This is a genomic window from Vibrio sp. 070316B, from assembly GCF_013114115.1.
GTDB classification, from domain to species: domain Bacteria; phylum Pseudomonadota; class Gammaproteobacteria; order Enterobacterales; family Vibrionaceae; genus Vibrio; species Vibrio chagasii_B.
This window is the reverse complement of sequence record NZ_VTYC01000005.1, coordinates 62,996-89,205: the sequence shown is the minus strand read 5'-3', so window position 1 is coordinate 89,205 and position 26,210 is coordinate 62,996. Positions and strand designations below refer to the sequence as shown.

23 protein-coding genes are annotated in these 26,210 nt (G+C 43.9%); 11 read left to right on the top strand and 12 right to left on the bottom strand.

What is annotated here, in order from left to right:
- Positions 1–81: 81 nt before the first annotated feature.
- Positions 82–954 carry an aspartoacylase gene (locus F0251_RS06390; RefSeq protein ID WP_171730603.1) on the bottom strand — a complete coding sequence of 291 codons (873 nt, stop codon included), beginning with the start codon at positions 952–954 and terminating at the stop codon, positions 82–84.
- A 266-nt stretch (positions 955–1,220) separates the two neighbouring features.
- Positions 1,221–2,135 (bottom strand): EamA family transporter, encoded by a 915-nt coding sequence (locus tag F0251_RS06385; RefSeq protein WP_171730602.1) that lies wholly within the window; start codon positions 2,133–2,135, stop codon positions 1,221–1,223.
- 104 nt (positions 2,136–2,239) lie between these two features.
- Between F0251_RS06385 and F0251_RS06380 the strand changes: the two genes are divergently transcribed.
- Entirely contained in the window at positions 2,240–3,628 is a 1,389-nt protein-coding gene (locus F0251_RS06380) for a PLP-dependent aminotransferase family protein (protein WP_061031521.1), read from the top strand.
- A gap of 242 nt (positions 3,629–3,870) precedes the next feature.
- Positions 3,871–5,052, top strand: a complete 1,182-nt coding sequence (gene cqsA / locus F0251_RS06375; RefSeq protein ID WP_171730601.1) for an alpha-hydroxyketone-type quorum-sensing autoinducer synthase — start codon at positions 3,871–3,873, stop codon at positions 5,050–5,052.
- Positions 5,053–5,204: 152 nt separating this feature from the next.
- Here the strand turns inward: cqsA and F0251_RS06370 are convergent, their stop codons facing one another.
- From F0251_RS06370 to F0251_RS06350, 5 genes are all read right to left on the bottom strand, one after another.
- Positions 5,205–7,253, bottom strand: coding sequence for a response regulator (locus F0251_RS06370; RefSeq protein WP_171730600.1), 2,049 nt, complete (start codon positions 7,251–7,253; stop codon positions 5,205–5,207).
- 233 nt (positions 7,254–7,486) lie between these two features.
- Entirely contained in the window at positions 7,487–8,350 is an 864-nt protein-coding gene (locus F0251_RS06365) for a GyrI-like domain-containing protein (RefSeq protein WP_171730599.1), read from the bottom strand.
- A 208-nt stretch (positions 8,351–8,558) separates the two neighbouring features.
- Entirely contained in the window at positions 8,559–10,337 is a 1,779-nt protein-coding gene (locus F0251_RS06360; protein WP_105056988.1) for an ABC-F family ATP-binding cassette domain-containing protein, read from the bottom strand.
- A gap of 311 nt (positions 10,338–10,648) precedes the next feature.
- Positions 10,649–11,464, bottom strand: a complete 816-nt coding sequence (locus tag F0251_RS06355; RefSeq protein WP_171730598.1) for a TauD/TfdA family dioxygenase — start codon at positions 11,462–11,464, stop codon at positions 10,649–10,651.
- 469 nt (positions 11,465–11,933) lie between these two features.
- Positions 11,934–13,526: a S8 family peptidase gene (locus tag F0251_RS06350; RefSeq protein ID WP_061031527.1), complete on the bottom strand. Its 1,593-nt coding sequence runs from the start codon at positions 13,524–13,526 to the stop codon at positions 11,934–11,936.
- Positions 13,527–14,001: 475 nt separating this feature from the next.
- Between F0251_RS06350 and F0251_RS06345 the strand changes: the two genes are divergently transcribed.
- Positions 14,002–14,403 carry an ACT domain-containing protein gene (locus F0251_RS06345; RefSeq protein WP_061031528.1) on the top strand — a complete coding sequence of 134 codons (402 nt, stop codon included), beginning with the start codon at positions 14,002–14,004 and terminating at the stop codon, positions 14,401–14,403.
- A 27-nt stretch (positions 14,404–14,430) separates the two neighbouring features.
- Here the strand turns inward: F0251_RS06345 and F0251_RS06340 are convergent, their stop codons facing one another.
- Positions 14,431–15,324, bottom strand: a complete 894-nt coding sequence (locus tag F0251_RS06340; RefSeq protein ID WP_171730597.1) for a LysR family transcriptional regulator — start codon at positions 15,322–15,324, stop codon at positions 14,431–14,433.
- 101 nt (positions 15,325–15,425) lie between these two features.
- Here F0251_RS06340 and F0251_RS06335 point away from each other — a divergent pair, with 101 nt between their 5' ends.
- Positions 15,426–16,277, top strand: coding sequence for an alpha/beta fold hydrolase (locus F0251_RS06335; protein WP_171730596.1), 852 nt, complete (start codon positions 15,426–15,428; stop codon positions 16,275–16,277).
- Positions 16,278–16,413: 136 nt separating this feature from the next.
- On the opposite strand, the gene F0251_RS06330 is transcribed toward F0251_RS06335, so the two are convergent.
- From F0251_RS06330 to F0251_RS06320, 3 genes are all read right to left on the bottom strand, one after another.
- Positions 16,414–18,300: a methyl-accepting chemotaxis protein gene (locus tag F0251_RS06330; protein WP_171730595.1), complete on the bottom strand. Its 1,887-nt coding sequence runs from the start codon at positions 18,298–18,300 to the stop codon at positions 16,414–16,416.
- Positions 18,301–18,672: 372 nt separating this feature from the next.
- Positions 18,673–19,542, bottom strand: a complete 870-nt coding sequence (locus F0251_RS06325) for a DMT family transporter (RefSeq protein ID WP_116870418.1) — start codon at positions 19,540–19,542, stop codon at positions 18,673–18,675.
- A 66-nt stretch (positions 19,543–19,608) separates the two neighbouring features.
- Positions 19,609–20,043, bottom strand: a complete 435-nt coding sequence (locus F0251_RS06320) for a RidA family protein (RefSeq protein ID WP_008217422.1) — start codon at positions 20,041–20,043, stop codon at positions 19,609–19,611.
- A 167-nt stretch (positions 20,044–20,210) separates the two neighbouring features.
- Between F0251_RS06320 and F0251_RS06315 the strand changes: the two genes are divergently transcribed.
- Complete coding sequence (locus tag F0251_RS06315) at positions 20,211–20,912, top strand: YafY family protein (RefSeq protein WP_171730594.1); 702 nt, start codon at positions 20,211–20,213, stop codon at positions 20,910–20,912.
- A gap of 78 nt (positions 20,913–20,990) precedes the next feature.
- The gene (locus F0251_RS06310; protein ID WP_171730593.1) at positions 20,991–21,350 is read left to right on the top strand and encodes a VOC family protein; all 360 of its coding nucleotides are present in this window, start codon (positions 20,991–20,993) and stop codon (positions 21,348–21,350) included.
- Between the two features lie 64 nt (positions 21,351–21,414).
- Here F0251_RS06310 and F0251_RS06305 read toward each other — a convergent pair whose 3' ends face one another.
- Positions 21,415–22,131 (bottom strand): DUF1826 domain-containing protein, encoded by a 717-nt coding sequence (locus tag F0251_RS06305; protein WP_171730592.1) that lies wholly within the window; start codon positions 22,129–22,131, stop codon positions 21,415–21,417.
- Between the two features lie 276 nt (positions 22,132–22,407).
- Here F0251_RS06305 and F0251_RS06300 point away from each other — a divergent pair, with 276 nt between their 5' ends.
- The 5 genes from F0251_RS06300 (at position 22,408) to F0251_RS06280 (ending at position 26,084) form a co-directional block, all read left to right on the top strand.
- Positions 22,408–22,980 carry a YceI family protein gene (locus F0251_RS06300; RefSeq protein ID WP_105025126.1) on the top strand — a complete coding sequence of 191 codons (573 nt, stop codon included), beginning with the start codon at positions 22,408–22,410 and terminating at the stop codon, positions 22,978–22,980.
- A 196-nt stretch (positions 22,981–23,176) separates the two neighbouring features.
- Positions 23,177–24,421, top strand: a complete 1,245-nt coding sequence (locus F0251_RS06295) for an NADH:flavin oxidoreductase/NADH oxidase family protein (RefSeq protein WP_171730591.1) — start codon at positions 23,177–23,179, stop codon at positions 24,419–24,421.
- A gap of 155 nt (positions 24,422–24,576) precedes the next feature.
- On the top strand, positions 24,577–25,275 hold the full coding sequence (locus tag F0251_RS06290; RefSeq protein ID WP_116870413.1) for a VC0807 family protein: 699 nt from the start codon (positions 24,577–24,579) through the stop codon (positions 25,273–25,275).
- Positions 25,276–25,628: 353 nt separating this feature from the next.
- Positions 25,629–25,904: an HU family DNA-binding protein gene (locus F0251_RS06285; protein WP_004741779.1), complete on the top strand. Its 276-nt coding sequence runs from the start codon at positions 25,629–25,631 to the stop codon at positions 25,902–25,904.
- A 39-nt stretch (positions 25,905–25,943) separates the two neighbouring features.
- Positions 25,944–26,084 (top strand): hypothetical protein, encoded by a 141-nt coding sequence (locus F0251_RS06280; RefSeq protein WP_162884293.1) that lies wholly within the window; start codon positions 25,944–25,946, stop codon positions 26,082–26,084.
- Positions 26,085–26,210 lie beyond the last annotated feature (126 nt).

Here is a 26,210-nt window from a genome sequence, read left to right as displayed (position 1 = left end):
CTCAATCGATGATTAAAACTAAAGCCCTATGAATTAAGACACTCATAGGGCTTTTTAGACATTGGAGTAAACATCACTAAGTTAGTTTACCGACACCAATCGTTTCTCTGCTAATGCCATCGCAATGTTAGCTTTAGCGTAGGCACTCTCGTTGATAAAGTGCGGGTATATGTCTTGTTCACGTTCCCAATAAATATCATATCCAAAGAAAGTCGCCAGTATCGGCTCCCCTTGCTTCACTACCTCGAAGTCTCGACCACAGATCGCTGGGTGCACAGTAGCAACACGCATACCGTCTGGGCCAAGCGGAACATTCACCTCTTCAACATAGAAGAAAGCATCGTAGTCTTCTAACGCTTGTACTTGGTTGAGGTTGTGCTTCTCAACGTAATCAAGAACCATGGTCAGCATCTGCTTCATCAGTTTAAGCGTGTCGAATTTAAGCGAACCATGTGCCTGAGCGCCCACTTCAATCATCACACCGCACTTCCCGGCAGTACAAAGGTATGGCTGCTCATCCCAAGGCTTTCTATCTTCAAACAGAATATTAGCTTCTGGCATTCGCTGTTTCACATACGCGCCCATTTTTTGATAGAAAGCATCATTGGAAAGCAAGATTAATGTCGCCCCCATATTGCTGGTCGTGTTGTGTAGGTCGATAATGAGTTGCTGCTCTTTGCTTGCGTATCGCTCTGCAAACTGGCGAGCTACGGTATGCTCGGCTAAACCTAGCGTGTCGTCATTGTTGAGCTGAGAAAACTCACGATTTAAATCCGTGTCTAGGTACCTTACGTTCTGCTCTACCGCTTTAGGGTTTGCGATAACTGAATTCGTAGAGAATGTCGAACGATTGGCGGCATACATGCGCTCTTTGATCAGTTTGTTTAAGTAGATTCCAGAAAGCTCGTTACCGTGAGTTCCGGCAACCAGTAAGACTTGATTGATGTTATCCATGTAATTGATTTCCAAGTATCGAAAGTGCAAGTCACCCTTGCGTTACCGTTATGGTATAACATAACAACAATATACCTATTTCTCCAGAAGACTTAACGAGCAAGCATCAGATAATTCAAAGGAACCACGAGAACGCTAAACCGCAACGATATTTCACCTCGAAACCTTCACATGAAAAAGCCCCGCGATTGCGAGGCCTTAGTTCCTTAATCAACACTGTAGCTTCAATGATTAGTTTACATCGTGCTTCTTTACTGCAAACGACCTCATGATTGCTTAGCGAGGTTTCCTTCCGCCTCTCTGTCGCCTCGTGTTTTGGTGATCGCTGCCTTTGCTGGTTTCACGATCAAACCAATCCCGACTAAAAACAACGCCGATGCAACCACTTGAGCGAGCGACAATACTTCGTCGTACATAAAGTAACCGCTAATCAAAGCAAATATTGGTACTAGTAAGGTTAACGGTGCCGTTGTACTTAACGGATATTGGATTAACAACTTGTTCCACACCCAGTAACCAAACAATGTGGTCGGGTAAGCCTGAAACAACACCGCAATCGTTGTGTTCCAATCCCACTGTTCAATCCCCTGCCAGATGATTTGATCCCCATGTAACATCACGGCAAACAATACCAACGGAACTGGTGCAAACAGTATCCCCCACACATTAAACGCAAACGCCTGCTTAGTTTTGGATGCTTTAACAATCACTCCCATTAGCGTCCAGCTGCACGCTGCAATCATAATCAAGATAACGCCATTGACGGTCACATTCCCCTTGGCCGCAGAGACTAAGACTGCAAGTGCACACATGGCTAACATCGCACCTATTAACTTACGAACCGACGCACTCTCTTTGAAAACCCATACGCCAACAGCCATACCGATTAATACGTTGGTAGAAAGCAATACCGACGACAACCCGGATGAGAGCCCTGCAGTGATTGACCATGAAGCCATCCCCCAAATACCTACACCAAACACGAAGCCGTAACCCACTAAATAGCGCCACGCGACATTCGGTCTTGCGACAAAAAATATCACTGGTATTACCGCTAGCGAAAAACGCGCAGCCGTTGCCAACAATGGATGCACGTTGGTCACACCCATTTTGATCATTGAGAAATTGAATCCCCAAATTGCCATCACCAATACCGCTAACAACAAATCATTTCTTTTCATACTGTCCCCCTCTTTTGTTTTAAAAAAGTATCCCTTGAACAGCAAAAGCGGTACAGATACAATTTTTACAATAAAAACCAGTACAGTTAACCACGGTCGTGACCATGAGCATTTACAGAAAACTTGCCAATCAGTTTATTAATGAGATTGAAAGTGGGAAAAGGCCTGAAGGTGGGCGCATGCCTTCGCTTCGTCAATTGGCTAAGCAACAAGCCGTCAGCATGTCGACTGTAGTGAGCTGTTACCAAGAGTTAGAATCACAGGGTTGGATTCACTCTCGCCCACAAGCTGGGTATTTTGTTTCTCCTCATAAGCCTGCTCACTCAACGCCTGAGTGGGCACAGTTTGAGAGTAAGGTTTCCAGAGTTAAGCAAACTTCATCGACTCACAACTCAATCAATGGTCCTTTAGGTGTCTCTAGCACCACCAATGATGAGCAATCGGTCGTTGAGCTAGAGCGTAGTTTCCGCCGATCTATAAAACGCATGGGGAACAGACTCAACCATTACCCTGATACTCAAGGCGAGCCGATATTACGACAAGCATTGTCCACTCACTTTGCCAAGCTTGATGTGCACTTTACGCCCGACGAGATGGTCATTACCGCTGGCTGTATGTCGGCGATTAAGGCCGCTCTTGAATCATGCACCAAAGAGGGTGACACCATTGCCATCAGTTCACCATGCTTCAACGGTATACTGGAATTACTTGGCAAGATGTCGCGAAAGATCATTGAGATCCCTTCTTTAGATGACGGTGTAGACCTACAACAGTTAGAAACACATCTGAAAAGCAAGCGGGTCGATGCCGCTATCTTCTGTACCTCGCATATGAACCCTCAAGGGATCAATATGTCTGCCAGTCAAAAGCAGAAATTGGCAGCATTGGCGAATGAATATCGAGTGCCGATCATTGAAGATGATGTCTACCTGGAACTCTCTTATTCTTCGCACACTCCACTGCCTGCCAAATACTATGACAAAGGTGGTTATGTTTTATGGTGTGGTTCTGTCTCGAAGAGCTTATCACCGAGTTACCGCTTAGGATGGTGCTTACCGGGAAGGTATATCAATGAGTACAAGGCACAGTTTTCTGCTGCAAGCTACGGCGTTGCTCTACCCACTCAACTCGCTGTCGCTGACTTTATTGAATCTGGTCAATACGCAAAACACGTTCGAAGAAGATGCTCTCAAATCCTATCGTTGCGCCAGCAATACCTCAACTATTTAACCCAACACCTGCCTCCAGATGTAAAGATCAGTAACCCACAAGGTGGCATGGTACTTTGGCTACAGATTCCAAATCTGAATCAACCAATTTTTGCTCAAGCCGTTACCGAGAAAAAGATTGATATTCGACTTGGACACCTATTCAGTACTCTTGATCTCTATAGCAACTGCTTACGCATCAACATTGGTTATTCGCTAGAGGGAGCGGCCAAACAACAGCTAGATGACTTGATTAAACTTATCCGACAATGTGTCAGCAAATAGCTTCCACCCAAGCTTTGAACTTTAGTTTTTCATCGTTATTTATTATAAAAAAGGCATTTATTATTCGATTTTAACCAGACTAAAGCTCGTTACCGTAAGGAAATCCACTCACCTTAAAACCCATAAATATTGAGTTTGCAAGGGTGTGCCCATTTATGCAACTTAGCTAATGACACCTCATTTTTTGTCGTCAATATACACCCGTCAGCGCTGGCGTTATCCTGTATATGAAGAGAATAATTATGAGTGATAAAACCAAAAATAAACCACTACCTTCCTTTATTGAAGAACGCTTAAACCATTACATTGAAGATCTCATTACCCAGAACGAAAGCCAAACACACTTAGTTCTGGGTAAACGTCCTAGGCTCAATTCAGTTGTAATGCAAAGCAACGATTACCTCGCGCTGTCACACAACAAACAGATTCAACAAGCCCACCAGCAAGCGATTGGTGAACATGATGACAATGTCGTCATGTCAGCTATTTTTTTGCAAGACGAGGATTCAAAACCCGCCTTTGAAAATGAGCTAGCGAGCTATGTAGGAATGGAAAGCTGCTTGCTCTCTCAGTCTGGTTGGGCGGCGAACATAGGCTTACTGCAAACTATCTGTCCACCACAAGCTCCTGTGTATATTGATTTCTTTGCCCACATGTCTTTATGGGAAGGTATTCGAGCCGCAGGTGCGAGCGCGCATCCGTTCATGCATAACAATATGAACCATCTGCGTAAGCAGCTTGAGCGCTATGGCTCTGGCGTCATAGTTGTGGATTCGGTCTATAGCACCATTGGCACAATTACCCCACTCCGCGACATCTACGAAATGGCGCAAGAGTTTGATTGTGCACTCGTGGTTGATGAATCGCATTCTCTGGGGACTCATGGCACCAAAGGTGCTGGCCTCGTTGAAGCACTTGGGCTGACTAACCAAGTCGATTTTATTACTGTCAGCTTGGCCAAAACCTTTGCTTACCGTGCTGGCGCAATCCTTGGGCCGAAGCAGCTATCGGAAACACTTCCCTTTGTCGCGTACCCTGCGATTTTTAGTTCAACCGTATTACCACATGAGGTCGCTCGCTTAGAAACAACCTTAGCGGTAATAAAAGAGTCCGATGAAAAGCGAGAAGCCCTATTCAAGCGCGCCAAATCGCTTACTACAGGCCTGAAGCAGATCGGTTTTAATATTCGTAGCGAATCCCAGATCGTAGCGTTAGAATGCGGTAGCGAGAGAAATACTGAACGTGTGCGTGATTTCTTAGAGGAGCGAGATGTGTTCGGTGCGGTATTTTGTCGCCCGGCCACAGGAAGGAATAAAAACATTATCCGCTTCTCTGTGAATGCAGACATGACTCCAAAGGACATTGACCATGTTCTTACGGTTTGTCATGAGGCATACCAAAATCCAGATCTAGAGTTCGTATAACGCTGTACACACCAATTCAATAACCAACAATACGGCAGGACGGAATGGACACTATCATGTCGCAAAACTAAAAGAGCCCAGCTTATCGCTGAGCTCTTCATTAAATTGACTCGCTCTACTTCAAACCTCAAACACACTTGTGTTTAGAACCACTATATCCAATGAGCAATCTTGTCGAATAATCGGTTCTTGTCTGCTGGTTTCACAATAAAGTCCGACATTCCTGATGACTCCATTTTCTCTAGCGTGACTGGCGAGCTGTCTCCTGTATGTGCAATGATCGGTACCGAAGAGTAAGGCTTATTCGCACTTCTAATCAGTCGAGAAGCTTCTACACCGTCCATGATAGGCATTTCGATATCCATCAGGATCAAGTCTACATCGTCTGAATCCAGCGCATCCAATGCTTGCTGACCATCTTCTTTCTGTACGACATCAAAACCCTGCTTTTCCAGTAACATCGCCGTGAAACGACGCAGAGACTCGTTATCGTCCACTACCATAATGGTACGCTTATTTGCATTTTCAATCGGCTTAGCGGCCACCGAGGGCATCACGTAATTCGAGTCAAACAATAAACGGTCAATCGTTGCTTTGGTATTCAGCAGCCATACTTGAGTTTCGACCCAAATCGGTTCAAATGAAATATTCCTCACCCGTTGAATAGGATGATGTTCATACAAGTAAACAATTCGCGCTTCTGTAAACGACAACAAAGACTCGAGCTTATCAAGGCTGCTTGCCCTCAAATCCAAACTCTCCATGTCGACGAATACTAAATCAAATTCGAACTGATACTCTTTGTTTTTAAGTGCTGACGCCACATCCAAAGTCGTAAGATCAAATCCCATAAATCGAGACATCTCAGTCAGTTTTTTGGTCAACACGGTTTGATCACTCACCATCAGTACCGACTTCAATTTCCTCAATTCACTCTTAATTTCATTGACGGAATTTGACGTCAAGGATGGGAATGTCATCGTGAACTGAGTCCACTGTTCCACCTCTGATTGGCATTTGATCTCACCACCAAACGAGCGCATCACCTTCTGACAAAATGGTAGGCCTAACCCGTAGTTGCCTGATTTACCTGTCGTATAGAAATCTTGGAAGATGCGACGGATAGCATCACTCGAAATCCCAGATCCGTTATCCGTCACTACAATTTGATTGGTCACGTCATCACTGCTCATGGTGACATGGATATGAAAATCTTCAGGGCTACGATGATGGAAAGCATTTTTGAATAGGTTGTACATCACGTACTTCAGTAAGGTATCACTCCCTAAGAAGTCAAAGTCGTTTTGCACATCCAAAGATATGGCTGATTTGTCTGCAGCGCGCTTGTAGTTAAAGCTGTCGATTGAGTCCTCAATCACTGATTGCGCGGAGTGCTTTTTGAAGGTAGAACGAGATACACGATTCTCATCAATTGACGTTAAAAGCAGATCAATAGTTTCGTTGCCTGAATGGATGATTTCCATCGCCTCATCACCGACGTCACGCAGCTGTTTTAACTCTTCGACGCTTAGCGCATATGGCTCTTTGATGTCCCCACTCTTTGGGTTTGGCAGTATCGATTGAATAACATCAATAGAAGTTAACAAGCCACTAAGAGGGTTTCTCATTTCGTGTGCAATACCAGCACCAAAAGATTTTGCCAGGGATACCTTATTCTCGTGTTCCACCTGATTGCGGAAATAGAACAGGTTACCGAATAGATAGATAAACAAGAAAATCGGCACATGCGTCCAGTTCATGTTTATCTCAAGATAGAAGCCTTGTGCCACCCAAGCACACAACGTCGCAATCCCTATTCCGGCAAAGGTTTGTGCAAACATCACTCTTGTGACGTGAACCAAAAGAATATGAAGGAATATTGCCGACATGAAAGACATGACCCAAACATTGGACCAATTGTTCATTAGCAACATGTAGAAGAAGAAACACGGCAGACAGAGCGTAATCGCGACTTGATAATACGCAGGTAGATACTTTCGCCATTCGAAGGGAACGTGTTTACGGAAAATGATACCGAAGAACAACACCGAGCATAATAGGCGGAGAGTCAGATTTTCATAAGGCTGCGGGAACAGATACTCCCACACAACAAAGTAAACAGGGAAACCGACAAAGCCCATCCAACCTACGAGGGTTAGATTCGGTTCAGCATATTGATAAACTTTACGAATAGCGTTCATACGAAATTCTTTATTCTCTAAGCCCAGACGTTTACTCATTTTATAATTGAGTTTTTGTTTTTATTATAACCGAACGATTATATTACACATCACCTCCGAGCAGTGAGGTTTGAATCAAATATATACGCGCTTTTGCATTTAATCTGTTTCAGCCCAGTTGCCAAATACATGAAGACCTCGTTGATACGAGGCCTAATATTGATTTCATTACGTGTTATCTGTCACACATAAAGCTAGCGTATCGGCAGGTAGATGTTAGTGAGCAAATCACATTCATCCACCTCATGGACTAGATTCACGTACTGGAAAAAGCACGGAAAATCCCTCAAAGATTCGCCACTCTTAGGTAACCACTCACGATATAAGTAGCTGACCGTGTCAGCGATTAAATCATGGTTACCCTTATGAACAGCAACCGCACAGCGACCACCCGGAATAGTCCCCTTCTTAACACCAAACATATTTTCTAGCACATCCCCGTTATGACTTCCGCAAATATCGAAACGATAGTCATCTTCAGGGGTATCTGAAGGGTCAGAATAAGCCACACCAAATGTGTCACTGGTTTTTACCGGAGAAAAACCCGTCGACTTCCTCCAATCAATAAATTTAGCAGCAGTATTGTAAACCAGCTTTGGGCTTCCTTTATGCTCAATCAGTGCAACCTCTGTTTCGTAAAAATCGACGACTTTCACATCCATTATCTTTTCTCCACTCTTTGGTGAGTTAAACTCATACTTTGAACGCCAATATGGCCAGTTGGGTTGTTTTCTAAATTGAGAAGGTGTCTGCTCAAAGTGCCTCGAAAATGCTCGAGAGAAGGCTTCAAGACTCTCAAAGTGAGCCTCCAATGCAATATCGGTGACACTGTACTCGGGCTCAAAAGCTAAACGAAAAGAAGCGCGCTTTAACCGAGCAAACAACACATACTGAATAGTGCTAATCCCCATAAACGACTTAAAGATCCGGTGAAAGTGGTACTTTGAACTCGCCGCCACTGAGCTCAGCTGTTCCAAAGTTAATGACTCATCCAAATGTCTATCAATGAAGTCACACACATTTCGTATTCGTCGTTCATGATGTTTCGCTACATTCATTTTTGTTACCCAATAAAGAATTCGAAGAGATAATACCGACGAGGCGTTAAGTTCGCCTGATTGAGATTGCGAGACTGACTTAACTGTTGTGTTTAATTCTATATTAAGTGATAACAAAAGGCTCTTTAGCCAATACAGCACTAAAGAGCCTAATCCTACTCAACAATAGATATTGAGCATTGTGATGCCTACTGCATTACAAACTGGGCTAGTTCAGCTCCAACATCGCATTAATCCGAACTATTTCTTGCTGCCATTTCACTTGCAGATCAGGCTTCTGATGCTTTGCTTTACGAGCTTGGTCCTTACTGAGTAATTCTTCGAGCTCGAATAGCCTTTCTAAAAGGCCCTCTTCATCATTTTGCGACTGCTGATCATCTGTTTTAAGCAGCTCAGAACCTGAATCGACACAGGCTTTAGAGTTAGACTGAATCGTCGCAGAGCAAGGTTCCACGTTATGACCTTGATGGCTGACAGACATCGCCTCATACACCGCATCTAAGTAAGTCATTTCCATAAGTTGACCGTCATTGATGTACCAGAATCTATTGCATGATTTTTCGATCAACTCTCGATCATGGCTGACCAACAGTAGCCCCCCGTCGAATTGAGTTAAGCAATTCGCAAGCTCTTCCTTACCTTCAATATCAAGGTGGTTAGTGGGCTCATCCAACAACAGGAAGTGATACTTCGCTAGCGATAGCCCAACGAACAGCAGTCGTGAACGCTCTCCACCACTCAGCTCAGCGATCTTTTGCTCGTGCCTTTCGTAGGAAAAACCCGCGCTAATCAAAGCCATTTTCCTAGCTTCCTGAGACACAGGATAAAATGAGTAAAGTGAATCCAGTAGTGAATGGTCATCACGTAATTGGTGCAAGCTTTGATCGTAATACCCGACTTCGGCATTGGGGTGAAAATAATCATTATCTCCAAGTTGAGACGCCTGATAATTCGCCCACAGTACTTTCAGAAGCGATGACTTACCCGACCCATTTTTGCCTAACACAGCAACACGGTCACCGCTCTTTATCTGTTGGAACAGCACTTCAAACAGTGGCGCTTGGTCGTCAGCGGCGGTAATTGGCACCTCCGACAATTCAAGTAGTCGATTGGCCTTCATGGATTCACCGGACAAACTTAGTGTCCATGGTTCAACGGAGTCTAAACGAGTCATGGTCGAGCGTAACCCTTCGGCTCGCTTTTCCATGCTTTTTGCTTTTCGTGACAGACCTTCATTGTCAAAGTCACGCCCCCAAATCGCTAAACGATGAGCGCTCTTTTCGATGCGATCGATCTCTTTCTTTTCTGCTTGTTGCCTTTCAGCATCCGTTCGATCTTTATCTTCCAATGCTTTTCGAGCTTCGGTGCACCTTTGGCTAAAGCTAAGTATCCTTTTGTCACGTAACACCCAAGTAGAATCAGTGACGTGGTCGAGTAATCGTTGATCATGCGAAACCATGACAAACGTCCCTCTCCAACCTTTCAGGAACTGCTCTAACCAAAGTAACGTCGGTAGATCTAAGTGGTTACTTGGTTCATCTAGCAACAGGACATCTGGCTCAAGAATCAATGCTCTCGCGACTAACACTCGCGCGTATTGACCGCCACTTAAAGTGCCTATTGGCTGGTTCCAATAGCTTTCATCAAACCCTAAATTAGAAAGAGTAATTTGCGCACGCCATTGTTCTGTTTGCTGCATGTTTAAAGGAAGGTTATCGGTCACAGCATCAAGCATTGAGAGACTCAACAGTCGCTTGGGTAGGTGTTGCTCAATCAAAGCAACTACGGCATTCGAAGCAAAGGAAACATTCCCCACAAAGTCTGGTAAATCTTTGTTTAACAGACGTAATAAAGTACTTTTGCCACAGCCATTACTGCCTATAAGGCCAATGCGGTCACCTTTTTTAATGGTAAAGGAAAGCCCATCAAATAGGCGGCATGATGTTAGATCGTAAGAAATGGATGATGTAGATATTAATGTAGTCATTTGTTTACTCAAGTTTCAAGCGCAACAAAGCGCTGTCGTCATTCGCTGACAACAACCAAGTAAACTAGAGTGAAGAAACTCTATTGAAGGTTATATTGAAATGCTTCGCTCAAGTTTTGGTTATCGCAGCACGATAGTGTTAAAACTTGAGTTTTGGTCGTACCAAAAAATATGCGCGAAGTTAAATTCACACACTTTCATAAAAATCCTCCTTGTATTTGTCTTGAGTTGAACATTAGCGCTAAAAGTAAATCACATTAATCGATGAGTCAAAATATTTAGTCGCTTCGTCTTGGGCTTGATTTACAACGTTAGGTGACTGTTACCCGGTGCATTTTTCGTGGAGTATCACCATAATCAATAACGGCATAATGCTGAGTGACCCTGTTGTCCCATATCGCCATTGAGCCCTTGTTCCATTTAAAACGCACTTGATATTCTGGTCGTCGTGCAATTTCAAACAGCTGGCTAAGTAATGAATCACTTTCTTCACGCTCAAGCTCATTGATGTAACGGGTAAATTGCTCGTTGATATATAACGTCTCTTTGCCCGTTTCTGGATGAACTTGCACTAAGGGATGTACCACAGGCGGGTTTTCTTGCGCAGTTTTCAGCAGCGACTTATGCCAATCTAGCTCGATTTGGTCCGATTCAATACCCTCAAATGCGACTAACGAATGCGTTGCCGATAAGCCCCTTAGCTTGTCTTTCATGCTTTCATCTAATGAATCAAACACTGCGGTCATTGAACACCAAATCGTGTCGCCACCGACATCCGGTACATGTTGAGCATGTAATAGAGAGGCTTTAGATGGCAGCTCCCGCCAAGTTAAGTCGGTATGCCAATAACTCTCCATTGGCGCATTACCTCGAGTAGTTTCTATCACACTGACTTGCGGAACTTGTTCTACACGCGGAAAGAAAGGATGAGCGGGTTCGAGATCTCCAAACCGTTTTGCAAGTGCTAAGTGTTGTTCTGGAGAGAGGCTTTGTTCATCCAAGAAAATGACTTGATAAGTAACAAGTGCTTTGTACACATCATCGAGTTCACTCTCACTGCAATCCGAAAGACTTAATCCATGAATACGAGCGCCAATGTGAGGTGTAATGGGTTCAATTTTCAACATACTTTCGCTTATCGGTTAAGAGATATTAAGGGGAAGTCATTTAGCTACTCGTTATTAAACCGGACAGAACCGATTTTTCTTTCCTTACCACGCAACATAAAACGCGTTTATTCGAAAAACAAAAGAAAAGAGCCCCTACACTGGAGCTCTTTTTGTTTGTTGATACTTCCTGTATCCGTAGACAAGTCCAATCTGTAGTACTTTCACCGAAAGCCAGATCATCGATATCTCCAGTTGTGTATCACTATTAAATCTAGCATACAAACTTCGAGCTTTTCTGAGACGTAACCGAAAGTTCGTCGAAGTACCGCCAATTCCTGCTTATCAACCAAAGCAAGCAACGCCATATCCTTTTGTTGCCTCCTACAAACCAAAAACAAAGCCCACAACAGGGTGGGCTTTGGTTATCAGTCTTCTGAACTGACTAAACTAGTGAGTAACTTTTTGAAACCATTGTTCAAACCAAAAGTTAAAAGTTTGCTTGAAGCGTCAAACCACTGTACGCCGAGTATGCATTCAACATCACGTGATATCTGCCGCTTTGGGTGACATTCACCGTACAAGTCTCGCTGTTGCCCGATCGGTAAGGTCGGCAGTCCCACGTACTAAGCGTTGGTTTATCCCCGAAACGTAGATACAGATCCGCATCGCCTGTGCCACCAATGGTGACCACTGTCAGCTGTTGACCCTGCTCTAAGTCCATGTAGAAGTAATCCTTTTGCCCTCGGCTGCCACTCAGTCCATTAACCGGCACGCCAGAGACTAGTTTTCCATCTGGATCTGGTCCAGGTGTTGGACCACCGCAATCCGGTTCACAGCCACTATCAGTCAAACTATACAGCAGTTTATTGGTGGTTCCTCTTGTGTCAGAAACCTTATTCTCCGAGGCTCTTGAGTTCAGTAACCCTGCGAGTTGAAGCGGTGTTAAGCCATTGTTTTCCTGTAAGTACAAGGCTGCAACGCCCGCAACATGTGGCGTCGCCATGGAAGTTCCGCTAATCGTTTTATAGCCGCCATCATACCAAGCAGACTTAATTTGAGATCCCGGTGCGAATAGATCAACACAGCTGCCCCAGTTCGAGAAGCTTGAACGCGAATCAGAGCTGGTTGTGGAGCCCACCGTCACACCACTTGGTACACGAGCTGGTGATGTATTACACGCATCGGCATTTGAGTTACCCGCTGCCAACATAAAGCTCACGCCGGATTGAATTGCGCCTTGTACCGCGCTATCCAATGCGGTTGAACGACCGCCACCTAAGCTCATGTTGGCGACTGAAGGCCCTGATGCATTTTGAGCAACCCAGTCCACACCAGATATTACGCCAGATGTGGTTCCTGAACCCGAACAACTAAGTACTCTTACCCCAACAATATCGACATTTTTAGCCACACCGTACTGGCTACCGCCAATCGTTCCTGCAACGTGGGTACCATGCCCATTACAGTCACTCGAATCAGCATCATTATCCACGAAATCATAGCCAGAAACCGAGCGCCCGCCGAATTCCTCATGATTATTATTAACGCCCGTATCAATCACGTATGCTGTTACGCCAGAGCCATCAAAATTGGCATTATAGTTTCGGTCCAAAGGAAGACTTCTTTGATCAATTCGGTCTAGCCCCCAAATCGCGTTACTTTGAACGGCTTCATTTGAAACAACAGGATCGATACTGAGTATTTGGTCTTGTTCTATATATTCAACGCGAGAATCACGTCTGAGTTGCTTTAATTGAAGTGCGTCTAGATTTGCCACAAAGCCAATAATGGAGCTATCAAAAACATCGTCTGTTTTGATTGAAAACGAATTGGCCATCTGGCCTACCGTTTGTTGAGTGAACTGCTGTAATCCAGCCGCGTCATTCATTAGCATCTGCGGTTGTTTCAATACAACAATATAACGATCAGTGATCGCATCATCTGATGAAGCCAACATCAGTGGAGCAATAGGTTGTTGTAAGTTTTCAGTTGAATTTAAAGCCGAACCTTGAGCCAAACTTGATGCAGAATAGATACCAAATGTGGCTGCAATACAACAACTTAATACTTTCTTTAACATAGCTTGTTCCTTGATATTTTAGGTTTGTTGGTTGTTACCTACGACAAACACGAAAATGCAGACAGCTAGCGTTATACGCTCAATACGTGAAGCAACAGTGTTACAAATTCAACCTAAGACAATACAAATGAGATTGCTTATTAATTTATATTCATCTCACTAGGAACTTCGAGTGGGGGCAAACTATTTTGAAAAGCTTATGCAATCACATTTTATATAATTTGATCAAAAGCTCTAATTTTAACAAAAGTCGAATGGTTGGTTAAAAATGGTGTATGTGAGAGGGATCATCTTTACTATTGACATATTACACACCAAAAATCCCGCAAAAACTCAAAAATACAGCATCAAAATTAAAGGTGATTAGTCCTGCTTATAGTGAATAAATATTATTAATTGTACTCGCAGGCAGCTTATCTCTATCTTGGCTACATTACCAAACACCATAAACCAACGCGATTACACAGGGAAAACGATGACCGCCATTACCGATTTAGACATTCTGTTAAAGTCCATGTCACCTGAGCTCATTGAAGGTGATTATGTTTTTTGTACGGTAGATGGAGGACTAGCCGACTATGTCCACCTCAATCCGATGGCGACCTTTCGAGAAAAAGAAGGGTTAACTTTGGTGCTGACAGAAGAAGTGGCGACTCAAGCGCAGTTAAGTTTCGACGGTGTATTTAGCATGATCACTTTATCGGTACACTCGAGCCTAGAAGCCGTCGGGTTAACAGCCGCCTTTGCGACTAAACTTGGCTCGTACGGCATCAGTGCCAATGTGATTGCAGGCTATTATCACGATCATATCTTCGTCCAAAAGCACAAAGCTGATCAAGCCATGAGCGCACTTCGAGAATTCTCAGAAGCAAACTAGCAGAAGCGAACTAGTAACATAAGCGCTCTAAGTAGATGAGTTCGCTTGTTCACGGATAAAGCTGACCAAGAGCTTGGTGAGATGCGTGTGATAGCTCATTGACCGATAATGGATGTAAATCGTTAGTGGGGCTAATTCAAGGTCTAACCGTTGTTCGACTAACGAGCCCCGGTCCAACTCATCTCGACAGAATTCTCTTGGTAACGCTACAAAACCTAACCCTTTGACAGCTATAGCTTTAGCGATAAACCCGCCATCAACATTGATGTCTGACTTGATAGCCACACTCTTCAAGCCTTCTGGCCCACTAAATATCCAGGGGTTACCAGCAAAAGCTTTGTAACTTGAAATACAAGGCATTGCGGACAGCTCCTCAACTGTGGTCGGTGAGCCATATTCCGCCAGACAAGATGGCGAAGCTAAAACCGAACTCTCCCATTGACACAATGGCCGTGAAACCCAGTCGCGATCATCAAGCGAGCCTCGCTCAAAACTAATAACGATATCAGGATCGCTGTTTAACGCGCTTTCTATCGACGTACTGTGTTCGCAAAACAGAGAAACATTGGGGTAGCTAAGAGCAAAATCAGCGAGCACATCACCAATGAAAGGGATGTCTGGTGAGCTCACGCGAATACTGCCTTTCATTGACTCCGTTGAAATGCTGACGTTTTGCAATGTTTGGCTCAATTGACGAAGAGGCTCTCGGATTTCGTTGTAAAGCATTTCACCGGCCGAAGTTGGCGTCACCTTTCTGGTTGTCCGGTAGAACAATTTATTGCCAAGCTCAGCTTCAAGCTGTTGAACATGTCTACTTACCGTTGAGCTAGGAATTAGCAAGCGTTCTGATGCCTTTACAAAGCTACTCTGTTCAAAGACACAAATAAATGAGTTCAACCAAGCGTTATCGATCCTTTCCAATTCATTATCCCAAAACTGCTAATACTGAATCTAATATTAGCCTATTTTTCAGGATTATTTATCACGATAAGGTACAGAAAATTCGCTAAGGAGAACAAATTATGACAGCAATCAAATCGAAAATTTTTGAGCGCGATGGATACAAACTCAAAGTAGAGCAGCATGGTAAAGGACCGAAATTATTGATTATTGGCAGTGTTGATTATTACAAAAGAGTGATTCCAACAAGGCTTCACGATCACTTTACTTGTCTGTACCTAGATCATCGAGGCTTTGCTCAAATCGTAAACGACAAGCAGAACAACACCATCACTCTGGACATCATCTCCAAGGATATTGAAGCTATCTGCAATTATTTCAATATTCGTAAAGCCAGTATTCTGGGACATTCCGGACACGCGTACATGGCACTTCATTTCGCGAGTTTGACCGATATTCAGATTAATAAAGTGATGGTTGTAGGCGCTCCGCCAAACCTATCGGAGGCGATGAAAGCCAAGCAATTGCTTTACTGGGAGAACAATGCCTCAAACGAGCGAAAGCACCTTTTGGAGCAAAGCCTTGGAAAGCTTGAACAGGATATAAACAGAGAACCACATCGGAAGTTTGCGCACTTGTGTCATAGATTAGGGCCGATGCGTTGGGCAGATCCCGCCTTTAATGAGCTTCCTCTTTGGGAGCAAATTACAACCAATACGACTGTACTGGATTCGCTCTGGGGTGATGCCTTTAACAAAATAAACCTCGCTACGCTGCCCAATGCTAACCAACTGGATGTTACTGTCGCCATTGGTGAGCTTGATTTCAGCATCGCGCCTTTGGATACGTGGTTGCCTTTAAAAAATTCATTTGGCTCGCTTGAGCTAGTGGCGCTTAAAGGTGTATCTCATACTCCGATGTTTGAAGCACCAAACGAGTTTGTCGAGCTAATGTGTCATCACCTACTAGGTTAAACCAACGACCTGTCTAACAGACATTTGAAAATGAGAAGACTGCAACGAGGAAGCACAAAAAAAGCGACGCAATGTACGTCGCTTTGGCTTATTGCTTAATGCAAACAGGCTGATCAGGCATCAGTCCATTAGACGCTTAAGCAAGCTTAAAAGTCGCCACTTTGTCACTTAAACCAGCGGCTTGGCTCTTAAGTTCATTCGACTCAGTTAAACTGTCCTGAGCACCTACCACCAAGTGGTCAGTCACATCTTTAATGGTCGTAATATTCTGAGTTATCTCACCCGTCACATGGGTTTGCTCTTCTGCTGCAGTCGCAATTTGAGTCGCCATATCACTAATCAAGGCAACAGACGTATTGATCTCTTCTAGCGCGAGAGAAGCTCGGTCTGCATCTTCTACAGAATGTAGTGCTAGCTTAGAGCTCGTTTCCATCAGTTCAACGGCTTGGGCTGTTGTGCGCTGTAGAACATCGATCGTTGCCTTGATCTCTTCCGTTGAAGAGTGAGTACGTTGAGAAAGCACACGAACTTCATCAGCTACTACGGCAAAGCCACGGCCTTGTTCACCGGCACGAGCTGCTTCAATTGCAGCATTCAAGGCAAGCAAGTTCGTTTGCTCCGCAATACCTTGAATGGTGGCTAATACAGTTGAGATTTCTTGAGCGTGTTTATTCAGATCGCTGATCACACTACCCGCTTCGTTCACTTCATTCGCTAGGTTATTGATGGAACCTTTAGTGTCGACAACTAATGCGTGACCGCTGTTGGTGCTCGTCGCTGAGTCTTGCGCGGCTTTTGCCGTTTGCTCTGCATGCGATGCGATCTCTTGCGTTGCACTCGCCATTTCAGTCACGGCCGTAGCGACCATCGTGATTTCTTGCTGTTGATGGTTTAGCTCATTCACCGAAAGGTTTGCACGTTGTGCGCTCTGTTCAGATTGTCTGTTCAACTGCTCAGATTGACTACGGATATGGCCGATTAGCTGCTGCAAGCTGCCGACAAACGTATTGAAGTTCTGAGCAAGCTCGCCCACTTCATCTTGATTATCAACATGAATGCGTTGAGTTAAGTCACCACTGCCGTTCGCAATTTGCGCCAGAGCTTGAGACACATGATTCAGTGGACGGAATAGAATGGTGCAAAGTAAGTTAAATAGTACAGTACAAACCACAACCACCAGCAATGTCACCAACACCTGACCGATAACAGCATCAAAGAGTGGCGCGACCAAAGAGTCATGATTCACCACGCTAATCGTAATTAGATTGGTTCCATCAATCGTGCGTGCGTACAGCACATAATCAGTCCCGTTCAACTCAATGGAAATGTCCTTACCGCTTACCAACGCCTTTTGCACATCTGAAAAGTTCAAACCAAGTGAGCTGATATCTTTGTTCAGTAGCTTAGTGTCTGCGTGCGTGTAAACCGTGCCCTTGTTGGTCGCGATAAACATGTAACCTTCACCTGGAAGAATTACTTGCTCAAGGCTGTTCAGAATGTCGGTAATTTCAACATCCGCCCCCAATACCACCTGTTGGCCATGCAATTGCATTGCGGTGCCCAGTGACACTACATTCGCTCCTGTTGCCGCCGCAACCGTAGGGTTATCCATGAAAACCTTACTTGGGTTAGCAACCGCATTGGTATACCAACCCCACAAACGAGGATCATCATTACCCGGTGGTAGCACTACCCCGTTGGCATTCTCTTGTGAACCATCAGGGTACGCCAAGAAGACATTATCAAAAGAGCCAGAATCGCGAACCTGTTTCAGGTGAGTAACCAAACTTTCCTTTCGGGACTCTTGAGACAGAGAAGTAAGCGCACGCTCTTTGGATAAGATCCAATCCGATACATATTGATTGTAAGAAGCCGATGCACCTTCTAAGCGCTGTTCAACCTCTGTATCCAATCGCTGCAATGAAGCACGAAATGAAAGTACTTCAACCAAAATCCCCCCCAGGATGATGGCAAGGCTGGCAGAGATCGCCAGCTTATTCTTAAGTGAGAGTTTCTTTAACATAGGAAACCTATAATTTTTATATAAATAGCCCGCAGAAACAGAACCGTTCCCACGCTGCAAGCAAGCTGATATATTTTACACATTAAAATAAATTATAAAATGCCCTAAGCTATTGTATTTAAGGTATATGTGAGCCGAAAAATAGATCCAGATCAAACCAAAAGGTCGAATATCATTCGATAAGGTTCTATTCCACTTCCTCGTTATTATGTCGAGAATAAATGCCGCGCGTGTTGATTCGTTATCAATCACAAGCCAACCCAAAAGGCCTCGTCGTTACGAGACCTTTAATTTCTATCTATAAAGAGACGTGACCTATGCCATTTATTGTTCACTTTAAAAGAAATGAATCTCCATATTGCTAAACAGCCGCTAATGGTTTTTGGCTAGCTTTTGATTGATAAACAGTGCTGATAAAATGATAACCAACGCTAACCATGTTGTGGGGTGAACAGACTCATTCGCAAGTAATACTCCGATGAACACACCCACAGCGGGTACAAGATAGTTCGTCATTGAAGTAAATACTGGCCCGGCGTTTTGTATGCTCATCATATAAAGATAATAAACAACACCTGCACACATCACTCCTAAGTAAACCAACGAAAACACTGATGAAGCGGTAGGCTTAACGCTGACGATTGGCGAAGTCAAAAACGCAATTAACATCAGTTGAATGCTCGCCATACAAAGTACATTTCGTGCAACAATCAATGGATGCTCACCTCTCACTCGATTAAGTAATAGTAATGCAATAGCGAAACACACCGCTGCAACCATAATGGCAGTGGCACTTATTAAATTGATATCACCAGTAGTCAATAATAGCTCTGGGGAGAATAAGACTAATAACCCACTAAAGCCAACGATGACACTTACAGCGTTCCCCTTGGTTATTCTTGCATCTTTTATAAAAACAGGTGCTAGCAATAACGCATAAAAAGGGAGTGTGCCCATCAGTATCGCCGCAATTGAACTGGATAAGCTCTGCTGTGCCCAAGGCACAAGAATAAAAGGGATCGCAGCTTCTAATAGCCCTATAAGAGCAAAAAGCCCCCACTGATTGCTAATGCTTTTAACTCTTATAAGGTTACATATAACAATAAGTGTCATTGCACCTAGCACTGCTCTAAGTGTCCCAACCCAGACTGGAGAGAACCCTTGAAGTGAGATTTCTTGAAAAACAAATTGGGAACCCCAAATTAGCCCGATAGCGATTAACGTTAAATAATTTTTTAGCATGTTTAATATTGCCCAGAGGAATTAATCTGATGAAAAGTAAAAATGAGATGTGCTGAAAAGGTTGCCTTATTTATTACTACTCGATATTTCAGATTTAAAGGCCACAGCATCGACTTCAATTAGCATTTCATCTAACGCAAGTCTAGGTACTGGAATCAGTGTACTCGCGGGTAAGCGCTCTTCAGACCAACGTTTGAGCATTTCTTCACTCCAGATATGCAGTTTATCTGAATCATGCTCAACGATTAGAACGGTAATCTTTACGACATCGCTAAAATCCATCTCATGAGCCTTCAAAGCAATATCAAGGTTAGATAATACAACCTGGACTTGACGACGAAAGTCTTCCACCAATTCATGTTCTAGCCCTTCACCACCGCTTTGCCCTGAAATAAAAACAAACTCTCCGTTCGCGGAGGTCTTCACCGTATGGCAAAAACCAAAAGAAGTTGGGTTAAAAAGTTTTTCAGGATTATAAAATTTCAATCTTTTACGTGACATTCTTTTGACCTATTAAGCTGTGTTTTTAACGTTAGGGAGTGTAAAACTTCAACTTAACTTTAAGTCAACAAACAATTTTCATTAAATCAGTTATCTATGGGGGTAACCTAGCGTTCACCCTATCATTCGATTAATCTTATAAGTCGTTATGTCCATAGAGTTTTCTTATGTCTCGAAGCCAACGCCTCTTTGATTTGCTTCAATTATTGCGCTGTCACAAATATCCCGTGCCTGCCGATCACCTTGCTCACGAACTGAATGTCAGTACACGTACCATCTATCGTGATATTGCCACGCTACAAGCACAAGGCGCGGAAATTGATGGCGAAGCTGGTGTTGGCTACCTGCTTAAACCCACTTTTACTCTGCCACCTATGATGTTCTCTTCGGATGAACTAGAGGCGTTGCGACTCGGCGCGGAATGGGTCGCTAAACAAGCTAATGGAGAGTTCAGTGAATCGGCTAGAAATGCGATTGCCAAGATCTCGGCCGTGCTCCCTTCAGACCATCAGGCTAAACGAAGTGAAGATGTCATTCGTGTTGCTTCAATTATTGAGATTGCAGACTTAGGTTTTGAACTGTCGGAAATAAAACTAGCGATTAAACACCAGAACAAAGCACAAATTCATTACACAGACGCCAAGGCAAAAGTCAGTTCTAGGGTCGTATGGCCAATGCTGATTGGCGTATTTGAAAACTGTTATGTATTGGTCGCTTGGTGTGAAACACGCAGTGCCTATCGAAACTTCAGACTCGATAGGATTAACCAATGGGCCAAGCTGGAAGAAAAGTATCCGAAATCGCGGAATAGCTTACTCAAAGAGTGGCAAAGAATGGAAGGAATTACAGACAAAGTGATTCGCTACTGACAAAAACTGTCACTAGTTAGGGATATATTTCTGTGGTCCAAATAAGCACCACACCAGATAACCTAACTAGGAGCAGCTATGTTTACTATCGATTCATTTGTCCTTTACGTCACAGACATTCACAGCAGTATGGGTTTTTATTCCAAAGCCTTTGACTGTGAGCCAACACTGCTATCACCGACGTTTGCAGCGTTAACTTTTGCAAGCAACGTGAAGATCGCCCTCAAGCAATCTGACGCTCTAACACCAACAAGCAAAATAACTGGTGGTGGCACTGAGCTATCGATAGCAATGACAGATAAACAAGCTCTGGAAAACCTCTATAAAGAATGGAGAGCGAAAGGAATCCAGTTTGAACAAGCACCAGAAGAATCCGTGTTTGGTACTAACTTTGTCGCGATTGACCCAGACGGCCACCGCATTCGAATCTTCGCCTAAATGAAAAGAGCAAGCGACTCTCCAGTTGCTTGCTCATCTCATCTAGCTCATCAGCCAAAAAGAACTAACCGAAGTCTATGGTCAGTAACAGTCGAGCTTCTTCAGATGAAGTGACAGGCGATCGGTGGACAAGGCCTCTGTTTTCATTACCGCTCCAACGCTCCCCTTTCAATAACGCCACATCACCAGCGGACATTTGCTGGATGTCAGACTCGTTATTGTAGAGGCCAGATGCTGAGTCTGGCTGGCCATTACTTCCACGACCTAATTTAGAACGGTCAACCGCATCGTTCTCTATCCACTGAGTCGCAATGCCATGATAGGTTGTCACTAACCGACAAGGTACTTGGTCAAAATGAAAGCGAGGACACATTGCCTGATTCAATACAGCCAAACGGAGACCAACTTCTTCAAGCTCAAACAAGCAACAGAACATGTCCACCAGCTCAGCCATATTTTCTAGCAGGGCTTTTGAAGCCGTTCCGTCTGTAGCAAATTCCAATTTGTCAAAAGCGTTTGCAGGTGACACGCTAACAGACTTACTAAAATTTGGGTTAGCCGCTATAAACTCATTTATTTCAGCCACCAAGCTCTCATCAAAGTTACGCTGCCATATCGCGACATTGATATCATCTTGGTAAATGTTAGCCAACACTGTCGGGGATAGCGCAGTACTACAAGATGGATTTCGGCCCTCCTGCCCTTTGTGAGTCAACACTCCATCAATGCTTGACGATTGATTACAACTCGTTGTCAAAGGTTCAGCTAAAACGGCATTCATTATCTCATCTCCTTGCTGCGTGCTCGTATTCTCTAGAGGCAATATTTCTGTTTGCCAAAAGAACAAACCAAGGAAATGTTATAACATAACAACAAGGATTCAAACAACTTAGGAGATCATGGTTCCATAAGTACCAATATGACCTGTGTGCCCCCTACCGAATTTAGCGCATGAGTAAGGTGTTGAGCTGAGCTTGCTCCTATACTTCTCAAAGTTGTTCAAAATACGAACAGCGCTATTTGGTTCAACTGGCAATCCATTATGTGGTGACAACTTATGAAAAAACTACTTACAACAATCGGGCTTCTTTGCACCGTCATATCAGCGCAGTCTTTTGCGGAAAGCGGCTACACATTAGATCCGAAGCTGTCGAATGTCACATTCGCAACCATTAAAAAGCAGTTCGTCGTTGAACCCGCTTCCATCAAGCCTTCGTCCGGCGGGCTTACCGAAGATGGGAAATTTTCAATCGTATTGGACTTGAAGAGTATTAGCACTGGTGTGTCTATTCGTGATCAAAGGCTAAACGAACTGTATTTTGAATCAATGAACTTTCCTGAGGTTAAGATCTCGGGATCGGTTGAGCCTTCGCTGTTAACAGGTGAACCCCAAAATACGACGATAGCAGCAGAAGTGACTCTGCATGGTGTAACCAAAACAATCGATTTCCCTGTCATAGTCGTACCCTCTGACGGTTTTGTCATGGTGAATTCAACTTCGACCATCATCGTCAATGGTGCAGATTTTGGTATTTCAACCGACAATCTAAACAAACTTTCGGCAACGGTAGGCGGATTAGCGCTTTCCGATAAGGTGCCACTCAACTTCAACTTAATGTTCGATAAATAAAGGTCGATTACAGAGTGAGTTAACACGAGTCCAGACACTCATAGGGTAATCACAGCATTACCCTATGAGTGTGCGTAAAGTCCAAACCTCCACACACTCCCCCACGAAAGTCCAATCAGCCACTCGGAAGCGGCATTAAAATAGGACATACTAAGCACTAATACCAACACTCAAAAGAATACAGCCAGTACCTATCATGAACTCTATCAGCCTCAGCGACTCCTTTTCTCTTCCCAACGGTCAACTCATTAAGAATCGCCTATTTAAATCGGCAATGAGTGAACAACTTGGCGATAAACAGCATAATCCTAAGCCTGGGCTAGCTACCTTGTACCAACGCTGGGCGCAAGGCGGCATTGGTTTGTCCATTACAGGCAACGTAATGGTTGATAGAAACGCGCTCGGCGAGCCTAACAACGTGGTTCTAGATAAACACAGTGACCTGACTCAATTCGAAGCTTGGGCAAGTGCGGGCAAACAAAATGGCTCGCAGATTTGGATGCAGCTAAACCACCCAGGAAAACAAATCCCGAAGTTCTTATGTGAAAAACCTGTTGCTCCATCGGCTATTAGTCTGGAGCGTGGATTAGAAAAAGGCTTCAATACACCGCGAGCGCTAACCGATTCTGAAATCCATGACATCATTAACAAGTTTGCCTTAAGCGCCAAACTAGCAAAGCAATCCGGCTTTACTGGAGTGCAAATACACGGTGCACATGGCTACCTTGTCAGCCAATTTTTATCTTCAAGACACAACCAGCGTGACGATAAATGGGGAAGTTCACTGGAGAACAGACTTCGCTTTGTGATCGAGCTGTATCGCGCGATTCGTAAAGAAGTTGGAGAAAGTTTCCCTGTCGGAATCAAGCTTAACAGCGCAGATTTCATGAAAGGCGGCTTTACTGAAGAAGAATCGATGCAAGTGGTTCAAGTACTCAGCCATGAGGGTATCGATCTTATTGAGATATCCGGAGGCACTTATGAGAGTCCGTCGATGATGGGTTCGAAGAACAAAGGTGAACCCGTAAAAGCCAGTACAGCTAAGCGTGAAGCGTATTTTTTGGATTATATGGTCAAGGTCAGAAAGTTAGTTAATACGCCTTTAGTGGTAACTGGGGGCTTTAGAACAGCACCGGCAATGAATGACGCTCTGCAGACATCAGCCACTGACTTCGTTGGGATTGCTCGAACAATGGCAGTAGACCCTGACTTCCCGAATAAGTTACTGGCAGACCCAGCTCACGGAATGCCATTAGACGTACCAACAACTGGTAAACCCGCACTGGATAGAATGGCGATGGTCGGGCTGGTTTGGTATGAACACCAAATGCGGCGAATTGCTGCAGGAAAAGACGCAGATCCAAAACTTAGCGCATTAGGTGTCGTGGTCAAAACCCTTCTAACGGCAGGCTGGCACGCCTTTAAAAAGCGTCGCGCATAATGCATTTATTAGGCTGCAATACGAGCAAAACTCCTTAAAAGATGTCGTCGGTGTCACATGTCGTTACATAGCATGACCCCTTTAGGCTTTACATCTCAGTCGAGGTAAACAACAATCCCTGAGAATAAATCCATAACACAATGTATTTAGATATTATGAGTAACACTGAAAACCAAAAATCGAGTCCTCTTTTTGAAGTCGTATTTAACGTCCTTCTTCCATCATTTATCCTAATGAAGTTCAGCGGAGAAGAGCACCTCGGAACTGGCTTAGCACTGCTTGTCGCACTCGCCTTCCCTATTGCTTACGGTGGCATGGAGTTAATCCGCAACAAGAAATTTAACTTCATCGCTGCACTTGGCTTTGTCAGCGTGTTACTAACTGGTGGTATTGGTTTCTTCGAACTAGACACGCGTTGGTTAGCTCTAAAAGAAGCCTTAATCCCTGGCTTAATTGGCCTAGCGGTACTTGGCTCTACCTTTACTCGCTACCCATTCATCCAAAAAGTGATTTTCACACCTGCATTGCTGAACATTGCTCTAATTGAAGAGCGTTTAAAGCAATTCGGAAACCAAGCTAAGTTTGATCGTTGCCTAATGACGTCTAACTACATGTTCGCTAGCACGTTCGCATTCTCTTCTGCGATGAACTATTTCCTGGCGACTTGGATTGTTACTAGCCCTGCTGGTACTGCAGCGTTCAATGAAGAACTCGGTAAATTGACTCTATATAGCTACCCTGCGATTGCGATTCCAAGCTTACTAATGATGTTAGGTATTTTTTACTACATCTGGCGCCAAGTTCGTGACATGACCTCACTAGAGACAGAGCAAATTTTCGTCACCAATAAATAAGCTCACTCAGAGCAGCTCAACCTGAATACCTTAAGCCCAGCAATTCGCTGGGCTTTGCTTTATCTATCATCAAGTAAAACGAATAACTCAGGTTGCAGATAATTGGCACGATGATGACTCACCTACTCCCTCAAACTCTAAAATTCCTGATAGCTCTTTTACTATTCGTATTTAAAACGCTAAAAATCAACAACTTGTATTAGACTGTCAATTGATGGTTTTCTAAACGATCTTGTTGGTTACTTAACAAAGCCCTACCCAATCACTGACAATATCGTACTTGGTGTTGATAAGATCACTCAAGCTAGGTGCCAAAGGTAGACACCAGCCTTACTCACTAAGGAATCAAGAATATGAACAAATCTCAATTAGTTGAACACATCGCTACATCTGCAGACATTTCAAAAGAACAAGCGGGTAACGCGCTAAATGCACTTGTAGAAGGTATTTCAACAACGCTTGCTAACGGTGATGAAGTAGCGATCCTTGGATTTGGTAGCTTCAAAGTAAACACTCGTGCCGCTCGCACGGGTCGTAACCCACGTACAGGCGAAGAAATTCAAATCGCTGCATCTAAAACACCAGCATTCAAAGCAGGTAAAGCGCTAAAAGAGGCGTGCAACCTTTAAGCTAGCGCCCTAAAACGCAGAACTATAAGGAAAATGACGATGACTACGCCAAAGGAAAAAGCCAAAAGCAGTCGCGTTAAAAAAGCAGGTAAATCAACAGAAAACCAAGCACCTAAAACTCGACAACGTATTGAAGAGCTTCTAGAAGAGCGTGAACTGGCCAAACTGTTAGAGCTTTAATTTAGCCCTGCGTTGATAACAAGCGATAGATAAACAATGCCACTGCACCTTTGCAGTGGCATTTTTATTAACCATCAAAATATCTGAGATCTAGCCGTTTTACTCTGCGCAAATTCCACACACTAA

Coding starts and splice junctions, on each gene's coding strand:
- F0251_RS06390 (WP_171730603.1), bottom strand. CDS start 954: ATGGATAACATCAATCAAGTCTTACTGGTTGCCGGAACTCACGGTAAC.
- F0251_RS06385 (WP_171730602.1), bottom strand. CDS start 2,135: ATGAAAAGAAATGATTTGTTGTTAGCGGTATTGGTGATGGCAATTTGG.
- F0251_RS06380 (WP_061031521.1), top strand. CDS start 2,240: ATGAGCATTTACAGAAAACTTGCCAATCAGTTTATTAATGAGATTGAA.
- cqsA (WP_171730601.1), top strand. CDS start 3,871: ATGAGTGATAAAACCAAAAATAAACCACTACCTTCCTTTATTGAAGAA.
- F0251_RS06370 (WP_171730600.1), bottom strand. CDS start 7,253: ATGAACGCTATTCGTAAAGTTTATCAATATGCTGAACCGAATCTAACC.
- F0251_RS06365 (WP_171730599.1), bottom strand. CDS start 8,350: ATGAATGTAGCGAAACATCATGAACGACGAATACGAAATGTGTGTGAC.
- F0251_RS06360 (WP_105056988.1), bottom strand. CDS start 10,337: ATGACTACATTAATATCTACATCATCCATTTCTTACGATCTAACATCA.
- F0251_RS06355 (WP_171730598.1), bottom strand. CDS start 11,464: ATGTTGAAAATTGAACCCATTACACCTCACATTGGCGCTCGTATTCAT.
- F0251_RS06350 (WP_061031527.1), bottom strand. CDS start 13,526: ATGTTAAAGAAAGTATTAAGTTGTTGTATTGCAGCCACATTTGGTATC.
- F0251_RS06345 (WP_061031528.1), top strand. CDS start 14,002: ATGACCGCCATTACCGATTTAGACATTCTGTTAAAGTCCATGTCACCT.
- F0251_RS06335 (WP_171730596.1), top strand. CDS start 15,426: ATGACAGCAATCAAATCGAAAATTTTTGAGCGCGATGGATACAAACTC.
- F0251_RS06330 (WP_171730595.1), bottom strand. CDS start 18,300: ATGTTAAAGAAACTCTCACTTAAGAATAAGCTGGCGATCTCTGCCAGC.
- F0251_RS06325 (WP_116870418.1), bottom strand. CDS start 19,542: ATGCTAAAAAATTATTTAACGTTAATCGCTATCGGGCTAATTTGGGGT.
- F0251_RS06320 (WP_008217422.1), bottom strand. CDS start 20,043: ATGTCACGTAAAAGATTGAAATTTTATAATCCTGAAAAACTTTTTAAC.
- F0251_RS06315 (WP_171730594.1), top strand. CDS start 20,211: ATGTCTCGAAGCCAACGCCTCTTTGATTTGCTTCAATTATTGCGCTGT.
- F0251_RS06310 (WP_171730593.1), top strand. CDS start 20,991: ATGTTTACTATCGATTCATTTGTCCTTTACGTCACAGACATTCACAGC.
- F0251_RS06305 (WP_171730592.1), bottom strand. CDS start 22,131: ATGAATGCCGTTTTAGCTGAACCTTTGACAACGAGTTGTAATCAATCG.
- F0251_RS06300 (WP_105025126.1), top strand. CDS start 22,408: ATGAAAAAACTACTTACAACAATCGGGCTTCTTTGCACCGTCATATCA.
- F0251_RS06295 (WP_171730591.1), top strand. CDS start 23,177: ATGAACTCTATCAGCCTCAGCGACTCCTTTTCTCTTCCCAACGGTCAA.
- F0251_RS06290 (WP_116870413.1), top strand. CDS start 24,577: ATGAGTAACACTGAAAACCAAAAATCGAGTCCTCTTTTTGAAGTCGTA.
- F0251_RS06285 (WP_004741779.1), top strand. CDS start 25,629: ATGAACAAATCTCAATTAGTTGAACACATCGCTACATCTGCAGACATT.
- F0251_RS06280 (WP_162884293.1), top strand. CDS start 25,944: ATGACTACGCCAAAGGAAAAAGCCAAAAGCAGTCGCGTTAAAAAAGCA.